This is a genomic window from Lyngbya sp. CCY1209, from assembly GCF_035615495.1.
Taxonomy (GTDB): Bacteria; Cyanobacteriota; Cyanobacteriia; order Cyanobacteriales; family Microcoleaceae; genus Limnospira.
Genome location: NZ_JAJENU010000352.1, coordinates 13,344 through 33,742 on the forward strand (window position 1 = coordinate 13,344; position 20,399 = coordinate 33,742).

General features: G+C 54.5%; 16 protein-coding genes. 9 read left to right on the forward strand and 7 right to left on the reverse strand.

Going from position 1 to position 20,399, the window contains the following annotated elements:
• Positions 1-302: 302 nt before the first annotated feature.
• On the forward strand, positions 303-1,700 hold the full coding sequence (locus tag LKE08_RS09780) for a DEAD/DEAH box helicase (RefSeq protein WP_324704032.1): 1,398 nt from the start codon (positions 303-305) through the stop codon (positions 1,698-1,700).
• A 208-nt stretch (positions 1,701-1,908) separates the two neighbouring features.
• Positions 1,909-2,715, forward strand: coding sequence for a tryptophan-rich sensory protein (locus LKE08_RS09785; RefSeq protein ID WP_324704033.1), 807 nt, complete (start codon positions 1,909-1,911; stop codon positions 2,713-2,715).
• Between the two features lie 464 nt (positions 2,716-3,179).
• On the opposite strand, the gene LKE08_RS09790 is transcribed toward LKE08_RS09785, so the two are convergent.
• Positions 3,180-4,811 carry a DUF2079 domain-containing protein gene (locus LKE08_RS09790; RefSeq protein ID WP_324704034.1) on the reverse strand — a complete coding sequence of 544 codons (1,632 nt, stop codon included), beginning with the start codon at positions 4,809-4,811 and terminating at the stop codon, positions 3,180-3,182.
• A gap of 306 nt (positions 4,812-5,117) precedes the next feature.
• On the opposite strand from LKE08_RS09790, the gene LKE08_RS09795 reads away from it, so the two are divergent.
• Positions 5,118-6,305 carry a histidine kinase gene (locus LKE08_RS09795; RefSeq protein WP_324704035.1) on the forward strand — a complete coding sequence of 396 codons (1,188 nt, stop codon included), beginning with the start codon at positions 5,118-5,120 and terminating at the stop codon, positions 6,303-6,305.
• 57 nt (positions 6,306-6,362) lie between these two features.
• Here the strand turns inward: LKE08_RS09795 and mutY are convergent, their stop codons facing one another.
• The 3 genes from mutY to LKE08_RS09810 all read right to left on the reverse strand — a co-directional run bounded on the left by mutY (position 6,363) and on the right by LKE08_RS09810 (position 9,314).
• Complete coding sequence (gene mutY / locus LKE08_RS09800; RefSeq protein WP_324704036.1) at positions 6,363-7,493, reverse strand: A/G-specific adenine glycosylase; 1,131 nt, start codon at positions 7,491-7,493, stop codon at positions 6,363-6,365.
• Between the two features lie 39 nt (positions 7,494-7,532).
• The gene (locus tag LKE08_RS09805) at positions 7,533-7,880 is read right to left on the reverse strand and encodes a DUF760 domain-containing protein (RefSeq protein ID WP_324704037.1); all 348 of its coding nucleotides are present in this window, start codon (positions 7,878-7,880) and stop codon (positions 7,533-7,535) included.
• Between the two features lie 474 nt (positions 7,881-8,354).
• On the reverse strand, positions 8,355-9,314 hold the full coding sequence (locus tag LKE08_RS09810) for an RNA polymerase sigma factor, RpoD/SigA family (protein WP_324704038.1): 960 nt from the start codon (positions 9,312-9,314) through the stop codon (positions 8,355-8,357).
• 646 nt (positions 9,315-9,960) lie between these two features.
• Between LKE08_RS09810 and uvrC the strand changes: the two genes are divergently transcribed.
• The 3 genes from uvrC (at position 9,961) to LKE08_RS09825 (ending at position 13,982) form a co-directional block, all read left to right on the forward strand.
• Positions 9,961-11,862, forward strand: a complete 1,902-nt coding sequence (uvrC, locus tag LKE08_RS09815; protein ID WP_324704039.1) for an excinuclease ABC subunit UvrC — start codon at positions 9,961-9,963, stop codon at positions 11,860-11,862.
• A 111-nt stretch (positions 11,863-11,973) separates the two neighbouring features.
• Entirely contained in the window at positions 11,974-13,359 is a 1,386-nt protein-coding gene (locus LKE08_RS09820) for a cytochrome P450 (RefSeq protein ID WP_324704046.1), read from the forward strand.
• Positions 13,360-13,415: 56 nt separating this feature from the next.
• A complete protein-coding gene (locus tag LKE08_RS09825; RefSeq protein WP_324704040.1) occupies positions 13,416-13,982 on the forward strand; it encodes a Uma2 family endonuclease in 567 nt (188 codons plus the stop codon).
• 64 nt (positions 13,983-14,046) lie between these two features.
• Here the strand turns inward: LKE08_RS09825 and lhgO are convergent, their stop codons facing one another.
• Complete coding sequence (gene lhgO / locus LKE08_RS09830; protein ID WP_324704041.1) at positions 14,047-15,261, reverse strand: L-2-hydroxyglutarate oxidase; 1,215 nt, start codon at positions 15,259-15,261, stop codon at positions 14,047-14,049.
• Between the two features lie 77 nt (positions 15,262-15,338).
• Positions 15,339-15,953: a cob(I)yrinic acid a,c-diamide adenosyltransferase gene (gene cobO / locus LKE08_RS09835; RefSeq protein WP_324704047.1), complete on the reverse strand. Its 615-nt coding sequence runs from the start codon at positions 15,951-15,953 to the stop codon at positions 15,339-15,341.
• 238 nt (positions 15,954-16,191) lie between these two features.
• Between cobO and glp the strand changes: the two genes are divergently transcribed.
• Entirely contained in the window at positions 16,192-17,406 is a 1,215-nt protein-coding gene (gene glp, locus LKE08_RS09840) for a gephyrin-like molybdotransferase Glp (RefSeq protein WP_324704042.1), read from the forward strand.
• 111 nt (positions 17,407-17,517) lie between these two features.
• Complete coding sequence (locus LKE08_RS09845) at positions 17,518-18,144, forward strand: response regulator transcription factor (RefSeq protein ID WP_324704043.1); 627 nt, start codon at positions 17,518-17,520, stop codon at positions 18,142-18,144.
• Between the two features lie 235 nt (positions 18,145-18,379).
• On the opposite strand, the gene LKE08_RS09850 is transcribed toward LKE08_RS09845, so the two are convergent.
• The gene (locus tag LKE08_RS09850; protein ID WP_324704044.1) at positions 18,380-19,084 is read right to left on the reverse strand and encodes a GDSL-type esterase/lipase family protein; all 705 of its coding nucleotides are present in this window, start codon (positions 19,082-19,084) and stop codon (positions 18,380-18,382) included.
• 60 nt (positions 19,085-19,144) lie between these two features.
• Here LKE08_RS09850 and LKE08_RS09855 point away from each other — a divergent pair, with 60 nt between their 5' ends.
• Positions 19,145-20,173: an isochorismatase gene (locus LKE08_RS09855; RefSeq protein WP_324704045.1), complete on the forward strand. Its 1,029-nt coding sequence runs from the start codon at positions 19,145-19,147 to the stop codon at positions 20,171-20,173.
• Positions 20,174-20,399 lie beyond the last annotated feature (226 nt).

Genomic DNA, 20,399 nt, shown 5'->3' on the forward strand with positions numbered 1-20,399 from the left:
TTCAGAATTTCGATCCGCCGATCTACAAGGAATGGCGGCAAATTTTAAGGAATTTGAGGTTATGTTTCCGTTTGTTAAGCGCTATGCTATAAAGCAGTGAAAATTGCCGGAACCCTCTCGGGTTGTCAACCCGGCGAGCTGATAAATTTGGACGACCTCACCCAAATGCTATGGTTCCCAGATGCCCGTCAAAAGGCTGACCGCCGGACTGAAGCTCATTCGAGTTATTGGAGACAAGAGAAATCTGTGTTGGAATTGGGCAGCCAAGGGAACCGGGCGAAAACAAAAAGACAGGAGATTTGATGAGTCAATCCTTTGAAAGCTTAGGTATTTCCGAAACCCGCGCTCACCATCTAGAAACGCTCGGCTTTACGGAGCCCACCCCGGTTCAAGCTCAGGCCATCCCCGAAATGCTCTCGGGCCGGGATGTCGTCGGTCTCGCCCAGACCGGCACCGGCAAAACCGCCGCCTTTTCCCTGCCCATCCTAGAACAGATCGACCTTCAAGCCTCCGGCGTCCAAGCCCTGGTTTTGACCCCCACGCGGGAGTTGGCGATGCAGGTCAAGGAAGCGATCCGCAACTTGAGTACCGATCGCGCCCTCTACGTTCTCACCGTCTACGGGGGGCAATCCATCGACCGGCAAATTCAGCGGCTGCGGCGCGGTGTCCAGATTGTCGTCGGAACCCCGGGGCGAATTTTGGACCTGCTCAACCGCGGCGAACTGAAACTCAACTCCGTGCGCTGGACGGTCCTCGACGAAGCCGACGAAATGTTGAGCATGGGCTTCATCCAAGATGTGGAGAAAATCTTGGAAGCCTGCAACGAAGACCGCCAGACGGCCTTCTTCTCGGCGACGATGGACGCTTCCATCTGGAAATTGGTGCGCCGCCACCTCAAGTCCCCCGTCACCGTCAAAGTCGAAACCCCCAAAGCCACCCCCAAACGGATCGAACAGTCCGTCTACATGGTGCCCCGGGGATGGTCCAAAGCCCGGGCTCTGGAACCGATTCTGGAACTCGAAGATCCCGAATCCGCCATCATCTTCGTCCGCACCAAACAGTCCGCCGCCGACCTGACCAACCAACTGCAGGCGGCCGGACACAGCGTGGATGAATACCACGGCAACCTGAACCAGTCCCAGCGGGAACGTCTGTTGCAGCGACTGCGCCGCCGCCAAGTGCGCTGGATTGTCGCCACCGACATCGCCGCCCGGGGCCTCGATGTCGATCACCTCACCCACGTCATCAACTACGACCTTCCCGATAACGTCGATAGCTACGTCCACCGCATCGGACGCACCGGCCGAGCCGGTCGCGAAGGAAAAGCGATCACGCTGATCCAACCGATCGACCGCCGCAAGCTGCGCTATATCGAGCGGCACCTGCGCCAGACCTTCGACATCCAGTCCGTTCCCAAGCGGGCCGAAATCGAGGCGCGTTATATCGACCGCCTCAAAGCCCGGGTGCGGGATGCCCTGACCGGGGAGCGGATGGCCTCCTTCCTGCCCATCGTCTCCCAGCTCGGCGAGGAGTACGACCCCCACGCGATCGCCGCGGCGGCCCTGCAACTGGCCTACGACCAGACCCGTCCGGCGAATATGGGGGCCGACGACGATGACGACGAGGAGGATCTCTCGCCCACGCCGAAGCCCAAACTGTTGAAGCGCCGCGCCAAAGCCTCCGCTTCCAACAAAAGCTAAAGCGGAATGGGTGTAGGGTGTAGGGTGTAGGGTGTAGGGTGTAGGGTGTAGGGTGTAGTCCAAGTGAAAGGCGACTGATTCCCATACCTATTACCTATTCCCTATTCCCTATTACCTATTTCCGATTGAGAAGCGTGCGGCGCTATATTTTTGCCACCGCACCCGATTTAGACCCGTTAGATTCTTTGCGGCATTGGGGACATCTGCGATGACACCGACAGAACCATCCTCGCCACCCGACAGCATCAGACGCTGGGCGACTTTGCTGGCGATCGTCGCCGCCTTCGCGGTCAATATCTGGACGAATATCGATCCCGTCAACGGGTTGAACGTCGGCCAGATTTCCGATCAATTTTTTGCGGATGTCAAAATCATCCCCGCCAGCTATGCGTTTTCCATTTGGGGTTTAATTTATCTGGGATTATTTGCCCTCGGCATTTATCAGGTTCTCCCCGGCCAGCGGGATAATACCCATTTAGATCAGATGGGTTACGGCTTGGTTTTGGCAAGTTTAGCTCAGATTGCCTGGATATTTTTATTTCTATATCGGCTCTTTTCCCTCTCGGTGGCGGCGATGGCAATCATTTTGCTGTCGCTGATTTATTCTTATTTGAACTTGGATGTGGGTCGCGTCCGGGTCCCCAAGTTGGAAGCCTGGTTCGTGAACGTTCCCCTCAGCATCTACATGGGCTGGATTAGCGTGGCGACCATCGTCAATGTGGCGATCGCCCTCTACACCCTGAATTGGAACGGTTGGGGCCTTGCGCCGTCGGTGTGGACGGCGATTTTAATTGTCGTGGCGGCGACGATCGCGATTCTCATGCGAGTCCGACACCGCGAAACCGCCTATCCCCTGGTGATGATTTGGGCTCTCATCGCGATCGCCATCAACCAAGCTGATGAACCCCTGATCGTCACCACCGCCCTGATGGCTTCTCTGGTGATTGCTCTGTACGGCTTCGGCTCCACAATTTTGCGATCGTCGCCTTCCGTGCCCGAGTCGGGTGAGAATTAAGAGGGTAGAAATTTACCACTCCAGGCACAGAGGACACAGAGAGGGGATTTTTGATAATCGAAATTTATTGATTTTTTTAGATATTATTCAAATATTCAATTAGACAGATATTTTTAACGTGAGAATGGTTCTCATTCTCAACGGTTTCCGCCGCGAGATTGCGCCACTTGACGCCGTTTTCGGGAGGTGGTAAAGTTAAGCTTATATGTGATGCTAGTCTTCGTGTAGGTAATTTCAGGCGATCGCCCCCACTCAAGTTTTCACGAAATCCCATAACCCCAACAATATCGGCAATTCCCCGCTCCAAAAACTCGCCCCAAACCCGCAAGTGATCGAGATCACAATCACCTCCCCGTGAAACGAGTTTTTTTCGGGGAATTTTCGGGGGGATTGACAAATCAACCAAAATATGCTTTCACCCCCCGATTCCCCATCTGCGAAAATCTGCGAAATCTGCGGATTGTTTACTGATTATCGCCGACAACCGTTTCGCGATACGCCAACCAAGCCTCCACCGCATCCAGATCGGAAGGTGCGGCCCGTCGCATCAAAATCACCCCGTCCTCGAACCGGAGAATCCCGTATTGCACCGTCGCGGTGAGGTAATCGATGCGATCGATAATTTCCCGAAGCTTGTCGCGATCGCTATCAAAAGCGACCCCGTAGCGCTGCAATTGCCACAGGTCGGCGACGACGTAATCGAGGGAAACCAACTCACCCGAATCGTCGTGCAGTCGGTACCTCGGAAACCGCAATACCTGACGGCGACTGGAAACGTGGGGGACTAAATAAGTGGTGGCTGCAACCCCAGCATCCGGGGGGATTTCCGCCAAAAACGATCGCAAAGTCGCCGCCCGGGGCCATTGTTGAGTCAGGGGGACGTAAACCCAGGGTTGTACGGAATCGGGAATCAGAAAATAGAGGGTGCGGTTGGGATTGGATGTCAGCGTAAACACCAGAGATAGGGCGATACAGCCGATCCAGAAGCGGCGGAATTGGGGGGAGGGGAGGGATTCCCCCGGGTGTTTTTTCTGGCGGTCAGCCCACCAGAGAATCGTGCCGTAAAATAGGCCGGGGACCACCGTCATGGCGTAGCGAATCGTGATCGCCAAAACCGAGACGCCCTTGGCCGAAAATAACTTCAGGAGGGGAAAACCGGCGATCGCCCAAGATGCGGGGGCGATCGCGGGCACGAACGCCAGGGGCAACCACTGACCCAAGAGATATTTCAAAGTTCCGAAAAAGGGCGTGAACAGTTCCCCGATCAGCCGAAACGGATTGCTGACCATCCCCCAAATAATCTCCAGGGTCGAGGCTTCCGGACCGTCGGCGTACTGGCCGAACCGCTCCATCATGAACCGCTCCGAGATATCCGCCGAAAATAACGGCATGATCAGGTTGGTGAGAACCAACATATAACCGAAACTGAGGATACAAATAATCAATCCTCGTCGGGGGAAGCGGCGGCTGAGGACCATGTAAACGCCGACGCCGAACAAAACCACCCCGGAGTCTTCCCGCACCCCCAAAATCAGAACCGAAAAAATCCAGAACAGCCACCACCAGCCCTTTTCCATCGCCAAAAGCAGGGTGAAGACGAACAGGGGAATTTGGGAAATATCGTGGAAATTGGCGAGGGTGGGGCCGAGTACCGCATTGGCGCCGTAAAAGCTGACCACAATTAAAGCCGACAGCGGCGGTTGCAAATACTGTCTGGCCAGAATGTAGAGGACGAGTCCCGCCGCCGTCACCAGGGTCACCTGCAACAGGCTGAGGGTGATGGGGGAGGGAAATAAGGCGTAAATGGGCAGCCACAGGAGTAAGGCGGGGGTGAAATGCTGTCCGAGGCGGTGATAGGCGACATTGGGAAATTCGCCGTTGTGGACGACGTTGGTGGAGAGGGCCGAGGAGAGGGAGCTCTCAAAAAACCGCCCGTGGATGCCGTTCCAAAACACCTGGTTGAAAATGCCCTGGTCGTAGGAGGCGTAGAAGCTGAAATAGCGGTGCCCGATCAAAACCGTGCAGATCGCGAAAAAGGCGATCGCACTTCCGAGTAACAGTTTCAGGGACGGATTTTTCTGCCAGCTCACCCACATGACCGGTCTACCTCGTTGATTCAGAATTGGGAGTCGGGAATCGAGACTCGGGAGTCGAGTCAACCCTTCCCCACACCCCAATTAACACCAAGCCCCCACTATCTCACATTTTGAGACGTTCCCGAGACATCACCCATTGCACGTCAAATCCGTGATCCAAGATACCCATCGTCCCGAACAACAGGTTAAAATCTAAAGCAGATCTTAAATTAAACTAGAAGGCAAGTGCTACTATCACGGTCTAGCTCTTCTATTTCTCCAGTGGACTCGAATCATTCCGGTCTTCTGCCCCTCTCAGAGGACTTCATGCAGGTCACTTCCGAAAGCTCCGTTTCTCCTGAAGCAGTGTTACAACTCTTGCTGTTCGTCGATCGCCGCCCCAGTTCCCAGGAACAAGTTCGGCAGATCCGCCAGTATCTCGACCAACTCGAACCGCCCGATCGCTTTGAACTGCAAATTATCGATGTCGGGGAGCAGCCTTACCTCGCCGAACACTTCAAATTGGTGGCGACACCCGCCCTGGTGAAGATCCACCCAGACCCCCGGCACATTTTGGCTGGCAGCGATATCATGGCCCAACTGGACGACTGGTGGCCGCGGTGGGTGCGATCGCTCGAGCGCTACCAAAGCCAACAGAAATCCAATCCCAACGCTTCCGCCCCCGCCTACAACTCCGTCGCCTCCATCAACTACGTCGCGGAACTGATCCGACTCAGCGACGAAGTCTTCCGCCTCAAACAGGATAAAGAACAGTTGCAACAGCAACTGAGCTTCAAAGATCGGATCATGGAAATTTTGGCTCACGATCTCCGCAGTCCCCTCACTGCGACATCTCTGGCTCTGGAAACCCTCGAATCCGCCCAGATGACGAAAGAGGGCAACCCCAGAAAAATTACCCCCGCCCTGAAATCGCGGCTGATCCAACAGGCCCGCAGCCAGATCCGCACCATCGATCGCATGATCACCAACATCCTGCAAACGGCGACGGGCCAGAGTTCGCGACTGCAACTCCAGCCCACCCAACTGTCCCTGGTGGAGTTTTTCCATGAAGTGTTGGCGGAATTTCACGACCAGTTGGTTGCCAAATCCCTGCAACTGAAAACCGACCTACCCGGCGACACGCCGCAGGTTTACGCTGATCGCGATCGCATCCGCCAGGTGTTCGTCAATTTGCTGGATAATGCGATCAAGTATACCCCGGAGGGGGGCACGATCCAGGTTTCTATCCTGCACCGCACCACCCAAAAAGTGCAGGTGAGCATCTGCGACAGCGGTCCGGGGATTCCCGAGGAAAACCGCGATCGCATTTTCCAAGATCGCTTCCGCCTGGAACGGGACGAATCCCAAGACGGCTACGGCATCGGCTTGTCCCTGTGTCAGCGGATCATCCGGGCCCACTACGGCCAAATTTGGGTGGATTCTGTGTTGAGTGAGGGGAGTTGTTTTCACTTCACCCTGCCGGTGTTTCACAATGCCCCCGGCGTTCCGGTTTAATCAGTGAAAAGTGAAACTCGCCCCCAAACCCCCAATTCTGGGGGCTTCAATTTCCGATTACCTATTCCCCACTCCCTCCCGCAAAGCCGCGATAATTTTTTCGTTGGCTTTGGGGAAGGGAAAGCGATCGATTTCATCTAATGTTACCCAGCGAATTTCGTCGCATTCGATCGCGCGGGGTTCGCCGCTGAGGTGGCGACAGTGGTAAACTTGCAGGGTGACGCGAAAGTGGGTGTAGGCGTGTTCGAGGGTGATCAGGTGGTCTTCGACGGCGATCGCAATGCCGATTTCCTCTTCAATTTCTCGCCGGATGCAATCTTCGACGGTTTCCCCCGGTTCGATTTTGCCGCCGGGAAATTCCCACAGACCCCCCAGGAGTCCTTTTGCCGGACGTTTGTCGATCAAAATTTGTCGGCGATCGTTCCAGATGACGGCGACGCCGATCAACTTGTGGGGAAGGGGGGATGAGGCTTCTCGCATGGGAATTTCAGATTGCAGATTTAATAAATTGGCCTGACAGCTATCTTTCCAGGGACACCGGGGACACTCGGGCGCTTTTGGGGTGCACAGGGTCGCTCCCAGGTCCATCAAGGCCTGGTTGAAGTCCCGGGCATGGGGGGGATCGACGAGGCGATCGGAAAGCGCCCAGAGGCATTTTAACCCCCGTTTGGGGGGGACGGGTAGGGCGATCAGTCGGGACAGGACTCGCTTCACGTTGCCGTCAAGGATCGAGATCGGCAGATCGAAGGCCGAACTCAGGATGCCGCCGGCCGTGGTGCGACCGATTCCCGGCAATTTCAACACATCTTCTAAAGTATCGGGGAAAGTGCTATTATACTCCCTTACCAGGGTTTGGGCACAGGCGTGTAGATTCCGAGCCCGGGCGTAATATCCGAGCCCTTGCCATGCTTTCAAAACCTGTTGCAAATCCGCTTCCGCGAGGGTTTCCAGGGTGGGAAATTGGTTGAGCCACCTTTGGTAATAGGGCAAGGCAGTTTTGACCTGGGTTTGTTGAAGCATGATTTCGGCGATCCAGATCTGATAGGGTTCGCGGCTGCGGCGCCAGGGCAGATCTCGCCCCTGCCGTCGATACCAATTCAGGAGCGATCGCCTCAATTCTAAAACGTCAAAATCCGGCAACTCCCAGGTGGGATTGACCGGATCGGCGGAATGGTTGCGGTGGGACAAAGTGACTTCTAAAACGCGACCGATCGATTAAAAATCATGTCACGAATCTTCGCTGTCGGCAACCCCGATTCCGTGCAGCGATCGCTCGAAAGCCATCCGCTGTTCGGCGTTGCGGATAAAATAGCCGCTCATCATCGCCGAAGCCAACAGGCGTCCCAGGTGTTCCCTGCTGGTGGTGACGCTGACGCCGAAATGTTCGGCGGGGAGATTTCCCAACAGCCCGACGATGTTCCGTTCCATCACCTGGAAGACTTCCGGAGAAGTGGGTTTGGAGAGTTGGGAGATGGTTTCCGGGCTCATGGATTGGACGTATTGCCAGAGTAAGTCCGGGCCGTTTTGGGTGTCTGCGGTAAAAAATTCTGAGTTTTGATGTTCGGGTCGATTCATCGGTACACCTCCACCGTGCGATCGGTTCAAATGCTTGTGTTCGCGGGGATTATGCGGAATTGGCGCTTGTCGGAGTTCGATTTGTTGCTTATTTATAATTTAGCAAATCGGTCGGAAACCTTAAGTCCGAAAAACCGAACTCAATTGGCCGAAAACCCCACTTCTGATAATTGATAATTGACAATTGATAATTGATATAGCGCTGCGCGCGGGTGTAGGGTGTAGGGTGTAGGGTGTCGGGTGTAGGGATTGGAAATTCCCTTGAAATCAGGCTTTCGAGTTTTGTCCCCAAAGCGAAACTGTAAACACACGAGCGCTCGTTGCTATAATTACCCTTGGCGAGGGGGATTTGGGGGATCGGACATCAAAAGTGATCGGGACCGGGTATTCGGACATCGCCCGTTTCCCCGGTCCCCAATTTAAAGTTGATTGAAAATGGTTAATGTGATGGAATTTTCAATCCGAGATTGACGGCTAACTCGCCAGATAGTCGTTCATGTCCTGCTTGCGCTTGCGGAGTTTGGTCAGGGCCTCCCGCTCGATCTGGCGCACCCGTTCCCGACTGATGTTGAGGCGATCGCCGATTTTGGCCAACGTCAACGTCTGTCCGTCCTCCAAGCCGAAGCGCAGGGCCAATACCTGCCGCTGCTGTTCGGTGAGGTCGGCCATCAGCGACTCCAAATCCGATCGCAGGGACGAATTGAGGGCGAATTCCTCGGGGGAGGTGCTGGTATCTTCCAACAGGTCGCCCAATTCCGTGTCCTGGTTGTCCCCCACCCGCAGGTCTAACGACAGGGGAAGTCTCGCCCGTTCGAGGTACTCGCGAATTTGTTTCGGAGTCAGATCGAGTTCGTCGGCGAGTTCGTTGATGGTGGCCGATCGCCCGAGTTCTTGCGCCAGTTGTCGCTGGGCTTTCTTGATTTTGTTGAGTTTTTCCGTGATGTGGATCGGCAGGCGGATGGTGCGGCCCTTTTCCGCGATCGCCCGGGTGATCGCTTGGCGAATCCACCAGTAGGCGTAGGTGGAAAATCGGTAGCCCTTGGTGGGGTCGAACTTCTCCACGCCGCGCTGCATTCCGATGGTCCCTTCCTGGATCAAGTCCAACAGATCCACGTTGCGCTTGATATATTTCTTGGCCACAGACACGACGAGGCGGAGATTGGCCTCCACCATCTTGCGCTTGGCGGTTTGACCCTGGTGCAGGATCTGCTTGAGTTCGTGGGCGGACAACTTGACCTCCTCCGCCCATTCTGCATCGCTCGGTTCGCGGCCCAGTCGTTTGGCAAGTTTGTCTCGTTTGTCCTGGAGGGCGGTCGCCCGTTGCACCTGTTTGCCATAGAGAATTTCTTGCTCGTGGGTCAGCAGGGGAACGCGACCAATTTCTCGCAGGTAGGCACGAACTGAGTCTGTGTCCGAGGTTTTAGCAGTTTTCATGGCTCATCTCCCGCTGGATACCTCATCCTTTAATAAAGGTCTGACGAATTAAGCCCATACCTTGAGCTGGGGAAGAAAAGCGGGCGGGCAATTGCGCTTTCCTCTCGTTTGCAACCCACCGAGTTGGCCGGCCAACTCCGGGTGAATCTGAGAATGTTTACATTGCTCAATGGTATGTTACGAATTTTAACATTTATGAGAAGCGATGACTATCCCCCCTCCGGCTGACTCGGCACGATTTTAATCGTCAACTGGTCTGAGAGTACCTGTTAATGAACTTTACAATTGCATCAATCAAAACAAAATTGCAGAAAATTTTCAGGATTTCGGAGCGATTGATAAGTTTTCCCTATCTGACGATTGACAAAATGATATGATGGAGGGCCACCGGCAAATCTTGAGTATTTATACTCATCTTCGCCGGGATGCTGAAGCGCAACAACTTCCATCACTCGTTGTTGGACTCGGAGCCCCCTCAGAAGCGCTGAAGCGCAACAACGAAGCCATCGTTTGATTTAAAATGAAAATTTTGAGTCAACTTTCATTCAAAATGATAGAACATTTTGACCGGTTATGCAACACCATTGATAACGAAAATTGTTAGAATGTAAATGTCCGAAAGTCCTTTATCTCAACTTCGATATTAATGCCGACTCTCCAAACTCAACCCTTGGTCAAAGATCCCGATCGCCTGGAAACGCGGTTGAAAGAAATACCGCCGGTTCCCGGGGTCTATTTGATGCGGGACAGTGCGGACAATATTCTCTACATCGGCAAGTCCAAAAAACTGCGATCGCGGGTGAGGTCTTACTTCCGCGATCGCCACCACCACAGCCACCGCATCAGCCTGATGGTGCAACAGGTCGCCGACATCGAATTTATCGTCACCGACACCGAAGCGGAAGCCTTGGCGTTGGAAGCCAACCTGGTGAAAAGCCACCAGCCGCACTTCAACGTTTTACTCAAAGACGACAAAAAATATCCCTACCTCTGCATCACCTGGTCGGAACAATATCCCCGCATTTTCATCACCCGAAAGAGGCGGTTGGGCAACCCCAGAGATCGCTACTACGGCCCCTATGTTGACACCGGGCTGCTGCGGACGACATTGCAGTTGGTGAAGCGGTTATTTCCCCTGCGCCAGCGTCCCAAACCGCTGTTCAAAGATCGCCCCTGTTTAAACTACGATATCGGCAGATGTCCGGGGGTTTGCCAGCAGATGATCTCCCCGGAAGACTATCGAAAAATTGTGGAAAAAGTGGCGATGGTGTTTCAGGGGCGGACGGGGGAACTGATCGAAACCTTGAGAGTCCAAATGGAGGAAGCGGCGGCGGAGTTGAACTTTGAAACAGCGGCGAGATTGCGCGATCGCATCCAGGGTTTGCAGTCCTTAAATGCGGATCAGAAAGTATCCCTCCCCGACGATCGCGTTTCTCGGGACGCGATCGCATTAGCCGCGGATGACAAACAAGCCTGCGTCCAACTGTTCCAAATTCGCGCCGGTCAATTAGTGGGACGGTTGGGATTTGTAGCCGAAGTCTCGTCTGTTAAAAATGGCGAATCTTCGCTGACTTCTGCGGAGTTGGGGGCGATCTTGCAGCGGGTTTTGGAGGAACATTATCGCACGGTCGATGATGTGGAAATTCCCGGCGAAATATTGTTACAATATGATATACCCGACGAATCCATGTTGGCGGACTGGCTGGGCGATCGCCGGGGTCGAAAAGTGACGTTTGTGACCCCCCAACGGCAGACAAAAGCCGAGTTAATTGAAATGGTGGAACGCAACGCCGGCTACGAGTTGGCGAGGGTGCAAAAGATGGGCGATCGCAACACCGCCGCCCTGCAAGATCTCGCGGAAATTCTCGATTTGCCCGAGTTGCCCCACCGCGTCGAATGTTACGATATCTCCCACATTCAGGGCTCCGATGCCGTGGCGTCCCGGGCGGTTTTTATCGACGGTTTGCCCGCCAAACAGCACTACCGCCACTATAAAATCAAAAATCCCGACGTGCGATCGGGGCGATCGGACGACTTCGCCAGCATGGCGGAAGTGCTCGCCCGCCGCTTCCGAGATGATCACAATTCCGAAAGCCAGGACAGACCCGATTTGGTCGTCATCGACGGTGGCAAGGGGCAACTGTCTGCGGTGGTGGAAGTGTTGCGAGATCTCGATATTTTGGAAGAGGTGAAAGTCGTCGGTTTGGCGAAGCGGCGGGAGGAAATTTTTCTTCCCGGCGAGTCTTTACCCCTGGAAACCGACCCCGAACAGCCCGGGGTGCAACTGCTGCGGCGGCTGCGGGACGAAGCGCACCGATTTGCCGTCAGTTTCCACCGCAACAAACGCAGCGAACGGATGAAGCGATCGCGCCTCGACGAGATTCCCGGACTCGGACACCACCGCCAAAAATTGCTCCTGGCGCACTTTCGATCCATTGATTATATTCGCATAGCCACATCGGAACAACTGGCGGAAGTTCCCGGCATCGGCCCCAAGTTAGCCCGACAAATTTACGATTATTTTAACCCATCTCGGGCGGAGAGTTAGGAGATGCGGGATTTGGGGCGCTAAAGCGCAACAACGGATCGACAATTTTCGTAATTATTATTTAAACTGGGGGTGAAGAATGATGCAACAGCCGGGAAAATAATTATGAACGTGAAACAGATTAACGGTCCGAAAACTTCTCACTTGATTCAGGAATTCCAGTGGATCGCCGATCCCGTCGATTATATGAACACTTGCGCCCGGAAATATGGGGATATTTTCGGCACGCGAATCGGGGCGGGGTGTCGCAACCTGATTTTCACGTCCCATCCGGAAGCTATCCAATATATCCTCACTCACGATACCAAAGAATTGACCGCTCCCGGTTCCGTCAACGGGATTTTGAAACCCCTGGTGGGGGATAAATCCGTGATCCTGCTGGAAGACAAGGCGCACCGGCGCCAGCGCAAATTGTTGATGCCGCCCTTCCACGGCGAACGGATGTTCAATTACGGACAATTGATCTGCGATTTGACTCGAAAAGTGGGCGATCGCTGGGAGGTTGGGAAACCGTTCCGGGCGCGGGATTCCATGCAGGAAATTTCCCTAGCGGTGATCCTTCAGGCCGTGTTTGGAGTTTACGAAGGAACCCGCTACGATCGCCTCAAAGAACTGACCGGAAACCTCTCCAAAGTGGTCGATTCTCCCCTGAGTGCCAGCCTGTTATTTTTCCCATTTTTGCAGCAAGATTTGGGGGCTTGGAGTCCCTGGGGGCGGTTCCGGCGGTTGCGGCAGGAAATCGACGAATTGCTATTTGAAGAAATCGAGGAACGTCGCCAACATCCCGACGAAACTCGCACGGATATTCTCAGCTTGATGATGGCGGCGCGGGACGAAGACGGCCAACCCATGACGAATGAAGAATTGCGGGACGAATTGCTGACGCTTTTATTTGCGGGACACGAAACCACCGCCACCGCAATGGCCTGGTCTTTGTACTGGGTGAACCGACTCCCGGAAGTGCGCGATCGCCTGTTGTCGGAGTTGGCAACATTGCCCCCAAACGCCGATCCGATGACCATTTATCGCCTGCCTTATTTGAGCGCAATCTGTCAGGAAAGCCTGCGAATTTACCCCGTTGCAATGATCACATTTCCCCGGGTTACAACTCAACCCGTGGAGTTGATGGGCTACCACCTCGAACCCGGAACGACAGTTGTCGGTTGCATTTATCTCCTCCACCGCAACCCGTCAATTTATCCCGAACCCGAACAGTTCAAACCGGAGCGATTTTTGGAGCGGAAATATTCCCCCTACGAATACCTGCCCTTCGGCAGCGGTTCCCGCCAGTGTATCGGCATGGCGTTGGCACAATATGAAATGAAATTAACGCTGGCGACGGTGATGTTAAATTATGAGTTGGCTTGGGCGGACTCGAAACCTCCGAAAGCGTCTCGGCGGGGCGTCACCCTCGCGGCGCGAGGGGGCATTCCGATGGTTTTGAAGGGGCGGCGATCGCGCCCGGAAAAATCCGTTGAAGTGGCGGCGGTAAGTTGAGCAAAAGGGGAGACAATATCTCCCCTGTTAATTCGACAGTTTTCGGAGGTTTTTTGATGGCAACTTCGACCGAAAAAAATATTTGGACAGATGAAGAATTTATGGCGTTGTCCAAAGATGAGCGCCGCTATGAGTTGGTGGATGGGGAGTTGCTAGATATGGGCAATTCGGGGATGGAGCATGGCGGAATTGGCTCGTTATTGGGGGGACTTCTGGCTATTTATGTCAGACAGAATAAGCTGGGAATTGTCTGCGATTCGAGTACCGCATTTACTCTCAAAGATGGGAATCGGCGATCGCCGGATATTTCCTTCGTTGCAAAAGAACGATTGCAGGGCTTAAAACGTCCCCCGAGGGGATTTTTTCAAGGTTCCCCCGATTTGGCTGTAGAAATTCTTTCACCCAACAACACCGTCGAGGAATTACACGAAAAAATTGTCGAATATTTTGAGAACGAAACTCGCCTGCTTTGGCTCATCCATCCCGACGAGAAATATGTGTTAATTTACCATTCCGCCGAGCCCGACGGCTTCCGGCGTCCCCAGGATAATTTGGAGGGCGAAGCGGTGGTTCCGGGATTTTCGGTATCAGTTGCGGAATTGTTTGAGGAATGGGATTTTTAAAATTGTAGCACAGGCATCCTGCCTGTGACCGGCTAGAAGCCCGTGCTACGCGGACAATGATAAATTACGCTTCTACGGGAGCTTGCAAATTGGGCAGTTCGGGTATTTTTTGGGCGATCGCTTTTCCGATTTCCAAAGAAGCCGTCGCCGCCGGCGAGGGGGCGTTGCAGACGTGCATAGCCCGCGGCCCTTCAACGATTAAGAAATCGTCCACCAAACCGCCATCTTTCATCAACGCCTGGGCACGGACGCCGGCATGGGTGGGGATGACATCTTCTGGCTGCACTTCCGGGATCAACCGCTGCAAACTCCGCACGAAAGCCGCCTTGCTGAACGATCGCACGATTTCTTCCACCCCGTCACTCCAGTATTTTGCGGCCAATTTCCACAGTCCCGGATAGGTGAGAATTTCCATCAATTCGGCGAAATCAACATCCGTTTTTTTGTAACCCTCCCGCTTCAAACTCAAAACCGCGTTGGGGCCGGCGTGCACCGAACCGTCAATCATGCGGGTAAAATGCACGCCCAAAAAGGGGAAATCGGGGTTAGGGACGGGATAAATTAAGTTTTTGACTAGATAGCGTTTCTCGGGGACAAGTTCGTAATATTCCCCCCGAAATGGGATGATTTTGGCGGGGGGGTTCACCTTGCCCAACTCGGCGACGCGATCGCTGTACAGTCCCGCACAGTTGACCATAAATTGGGTTTTTAATTCCCCCCGATTGGTTTCCAAGACTAACCCATCAGAGGTTTCGATAATTTTATCAACCTTGGTATTCAACCGCAGATCTCCGCCCTTTTCGCCCACCAAATCCGCATATTTTTGGCAGACTTGACCGTAGCTTACAATGCCGGTAGAATTGACTTTAATGGCTTCCAAACAGCGGACGTGCGGCTCGATTTCCCGCACCGCTTCCGGGCCGATTTTTTCGACGGGAATTTGATTTTCCAGACCCCGCTGATAGAGATTTTCAAGCAGGGGCAGTTCTTCCGGTTCCGTCGCCACGATCACCTTCCCGCAAACGTCGTAGTCGATGCCCTGTTCTTCGCAAAACTCGACCATCGAGCGGCACCCTTCCCGACAGAGGGTCGCTTTCAAACTCCCCGGTTTGTAATAAATTCCCGAGTGAATGACGCCGCTATTATTACCGGTTTGGTGAAACGCCCATTGACTCTCCTTTTCCAAAACGACAATTTTGGCATCCGGGTGGTATTTTGTCAACGCATAGGCCGTGGAGAGGCCGACAATTCCACCCCCGACGATCGCAAAATCATACATGGCTGAAAAATCCTCCTAATAATAGTTGGTTGTTGCGCTTTAGCGCCTCCGGGGGGCAAGCCCAACAACAAAATATGTTAAAATTCGATGCCCGGTTGGGCCTTGACACCCTGTTCGCGGAACGGATGTTTGATCAAGGTCATTTCCGTCACCAAGTCCGCCCGTTCAATCAGGCTTTGTGGCGCGCCGCGCCCGGTCAAAATAACGTGGGAATCTTCCGGCTTGTCTTCGAGTCCCGCGATCACCGTTTCCACGGGGAGATAGCCCAATTTCATGGCGATGTTAACTTCATCGAGGAGGACCAATTTGATGTCGGGATCGGCGATCAAAGAGCGGCTCAATTCCCAGGCATCTTGAGCTTTTTGAATGTCGCGATCGCGGTCTTGGGTTTCCCAAGTGAAGCCCTCCCCCAAGGCGTGGAATTGTAACTGATCCGGCCACTTAGAAAAAGCGGCTTTTTCCGCCGGTTCCCAGGCCCCTTTGATGAACTGGACGATCGCCACCTTGTAACCGTGGCCGAGCGATCGCAGCACCATCCCCAAGGCGGCGGTGGTTTTCCCCTTGCCGTTGCCGGTGTGGACGATAATCAATCCCTTTTCGAGCGATCGCTCCGCCACCCGCCGGTCTTGAATTTCCTTGCGCCGTTGCATCTTCTGGCGGTGCTGTTCGGCAGTCAAACCCTTGGTTTCCATTTCGAGATCGGATTCTGTCATAATTTGTACAGTGAAATTTTTGGGTTCAACTGCAATCATACAGGAAGGGTGGGGGCAATCCGCAGATGGCGCAGATGGCGCAGATTGAATTGCTCCGCTATCGTTGGAAGAATGGGAGTGTGGGAAATTGAGATGGTCGAGGCGAATGGTATTCGCCCTCTCCCATGTCTTGACAATTTCTATGATTCACTGATTGAGGAGCGAGTCATTCACATTGATGTTATCAGTTCAAGAAGCAGAATCGATTATTTTAGAACAGGTGCCCGCCCCCGACGAGGCGGATATCGAGGCGGTGAGTTTGGAGGCGGCTTCGGGGCGCATTCTCGCCGCCCCCGTCACCAGCGACCTGGACTTTCCCCACTGGGATAACTCGGCGATGGACGGCTACGCGGTGCGACACGCTGATCTAGCCGGACGTCCCGCCGATTTGGCGATCGTCGAAGAAATTCCGGCGGGCTCTTCCCCCAAAAAGACGCTGCAACCCGGACAGGCGGCGCGAATTTTTACCGGCGCCTGCCTGCCGGAGGGGGCCGATACCGTCGTCATGCAGGAGGAAACGCAACGAAACGGCGATCGCGTCCAAATCCTCGCCACACCGGAATCCGGGGCCTTCGTCCGCCGCCGGGGTTCCTATTACAAAGCCGGAGATCCCCTGCTGCCGGGGGGCATCGCGCTGGGGGCGGCGGAAATGGCGGTGTTGGCGGCTGCCCAGTGTTTGCGGGTCCCCGTTTATCGCCCCCTGCGGGTAGCCCTGCTTTCGACGGGAAATGAACTGGTCCGGCCCGATCGCCCCCTCGGCCCGGGACAGTTGGTGGACTCCAACCAGTACGGGTTGGCGGCTTGGGTTCAACAAATGGGGGCCGAACCCGTCCGCCTCGGCATCATCCCCGATCGCCCGGAGGCCCTCAAATCCGCGATCGCCAAGGCCATTCTGACGGCGGATGTGGTATTGTCCAGTGGCGGGGTGTCCGTGGGGGAGTATGATTATATTCCGAAACTGCTATCCGAGTTGGGGGGAAAAATTGGGGTCCGATCCGTGGCGGTGAAACCGGGCAAACCCCTCACCTTCGCCACCTTCCCCAACTGCTCGTATTTTGGCTTGCCGGGAAACCCCGTATCCGCTTTGGTGACGTGCTGGCGGTTCGTCGGACCGGCTTTGAAGAAGCGATCAGGACTCGCCGAATCGTTTTGGCGTCCGCAGTGGATGCAGGTGCGATCGCGTCACGAGTTGCGATCGGGCGGCAAGCGAGAAACCTACCTCTGGGGCAAGCTGCGATCGGTTGACGGCGAAATAGAATTCGCCCTCGCCCCGGGAAGCCAAAATTCCGGAAACCTGATCAACCTCGCCCAAACCGACGCCCTAGCCGTGCTTCCCATCGGGCAGACCCACGTCCGGGCCGGAGAATCGGTGCGGGTCTTGAAAGTCCGGTAAAATTTAAGTTTGGGGGTGAAATGTAACAGGTAAGATAGAACTTCAGACCCGGATTCATGAAACTCGGTCAATGTTGTCCTTTCTAGTCATTTAACACTTTCCCAAACAATAATGCGCGTTCTAATTGTCGAAGACGATCCGATGATGCAACTGGGGTTGGAACAGGCTTTGTCAGACTGTCCCAATATTACCCTGGTGGGTATTGCCGAAGATGGTTATCTCGGTGTAGAAGCGGCGAAGGAGAAAAAGCCGGATATCGTAATTATGGATATCGGCCTGCCCCGCCTGGATGGAATCGCCGCCACCAAACAGATCAAAGAACAATTTCCGGAAATTCGGGTGGTGATGCTGACGTCTCACACCGCCGAAACGGAAGTGATCGCGTCCTTGTCGAGTGGGGCCGATGCCTACTGCGTCAAAGGGGCAAGTATCGATCGCCTCATTGCCGCGATGGATGCCGCTTACGAAGGGGCCACCTATCTCGATCCCCAAGTCGCCCGCCTGGTGATGGAACATCTCAAACCCCCGGCCCCCCAAACCAACCTGGGAACCCTATCCCCCCGGGAATTGGAAGTTTTAAAATTGATGGTGGAAGGCAAAAGCAACCCAGAAATTGCCGAAGAACTGTATTTAAGTCCCAACACCATCAAAACCCACGTCCGCGGCATCATGAATAAATTGGCGGTGGACGATCGCGTTCAGGTAGCCGTCGTCGCCCTGCGATCGGGTTTGGTTTAAATACTTCAGATTGGGGAAGTCAAAATTTCAGGGTCTGATTCAGTTTTTTTCAAGCGACCTAGTGCGGACAGATTTCACGACAGTTTTTTCATCCATTAAAAAGACAAAAAACACAGGTATGACATCGATTGTTAATCCCCCCCAAAAATCGGCAAATCAAAGAATAATAAATCTGCGTAATCTGCGTAATCTGCGGATGCAAATATGCGGTTGACATCGGAGGCAAAATTCGAGATTATTCTGCCATTTTTATCGCCGCCAATGATTCGGGAATAGTCGCCCGTTTCAGAAGCGGTTGCAGGTCTGTATAAACGCGATCAGCGATAAATTTATGCCCCGCGGCGTTGGGGTGGATAACATCATCCTGCCGGCGTTTGGGATTGCCGACGACACCCTTCAACAAATCGGGAATCAAATACGATCGCGTCTCCTTCGCGAGGCTTTCAAACATTCTTTTATAATCCCCGCCGATGCGATCGGCGTACACCCCCAAAATCACCGCGATCGCCCCCTCATCTTGGATGCGGGTAATCATTTCTCGCAGGTTTTCCTCGGCTTCGGCGATAGGAACTTGTCGCAGGTAATCATTCCCCCCCAACTCCACCATCACCAGCCAGGGGTTTTCGTCGAGCACGTCCGCTTCCAGCCGCTTCAGTCCCATCGCGGTGGTATCCCCCGCCACCCCCCGGTTGAGGATGGGGACGTTCAGTTTATCGCTGAGGACGGCGGGGAAAGCCCGTTCCACCGGGACGCCGTATCCCGACGCGATGCTATCGCCCAAAATGATAATCTGTTCCCCTTCGCCGGCTTCCAGGTTGCGGACTTGCCCGACGGAGGGACCGCAACTGGCGATCGCGATCCCGGCGATGAAAAATAGGAGTAGAAAACCCATCCGACGGCGGACGCGAAATTTCCGAAACGGGGCTAAAATCGGAGACAATCTGAACAATTGAACGTCCTCCCTTTCAACCGGAATAGCGATCGCGAGCATCTAAGAATAATGGTATTAGAAATTGCGCCCACCCTGCCGATTCCCCCCCACTTCGACCCCCACCGCGTCGGGGAAGTGTGGAAAGTCCCCTACCAGCAGCGGGCGACGGACGCCCGCAATTGGGCCGGACAACACGAAATCAAGGCGGCGGCGGAAGACGAGATGCGGATCGGTTTGTTGGCGATCGACGTCCAGAATACCTTCTGCCTCCCCGGTTTCGAGTTATTCGTCGGGGGGGCGGTGGAAGACAACCGGCGACTATGCGAATTTATCTACCACAATTTGGGGGCGATCGCGGAAATTGTCGTCACGATGGACACCCACACCCCCACGCAGATTTTCCACCCGATTTTCTGGGTGGACGATTGCGGCGAGCACCCCCAACCCGGAACCACCGTCATCACCGATGAGGACGTCGAGAAAGGCCGCTGGCGGGTAAATCCGGCGATCGCCCCCAATATCAAAGGTTGGAGTCTGGAGGCCCTGGGAGAGCACGCCCGCCACTACACCCGCGAGTTGGGCGACGGCGGACGCTTCCCCCTCACCATCTGGCCCTACCACGGCATCCTCGGTGGCATCGGCCATGCATTGGTGTCGGCGGTGGAGGAGGCGATCTTTTTTCACAATATCGCCCGCCACAGCCAGACTCACCTGGAACTCAAGGGCCAACATCCCCTGACGGAGAATTATTCAGCCCTGCAACCGGAGGTTTTACAAGCCAGTAATGGGGAGGCGATCGGCAAAAAAAATCAATCTTTAATCGATAAATTACTGGGGTTCGATCGCCTGATTGTGGCGGGGCAGGCGAAGAGTCACTGCGTCGCCTGGACGGTGGAAGATTTGCTGACCGAAATTCGCGATCGCGACCCCAATTTGGCGGGGCGGATTTACCTGTTGGACGACTGCACGTCCCCGGTGGTGGTTCCCGACGCGGTGGACTTTTCCCAACAGGCGGAAGCCGCTTTCCGACGCTTTGCGGATGCGGGGATGCACCGGGTCAAATCCACGGACGCGATCGCCTCTTGGCCGGGTTTTTGAAGCGATCGGATCTCCAGAATTGTCAATTGTAGTGGACCAACACGGCTAAAAATGTGCTTGATTCGTAGGGTGGGTTAGGCGGCTTCAACCTATGCTGTGAAAGCCATCTATAAATCCGCCGTAACCCACCGTTTAAGATGTGTCGGTCCAGTCGGTTTAGTAGTCGGTTTAGTAGGGTGGGTTAGGCGGCTTCAACCTATGCTGTGAAAGCCATCTAGAAATCCGC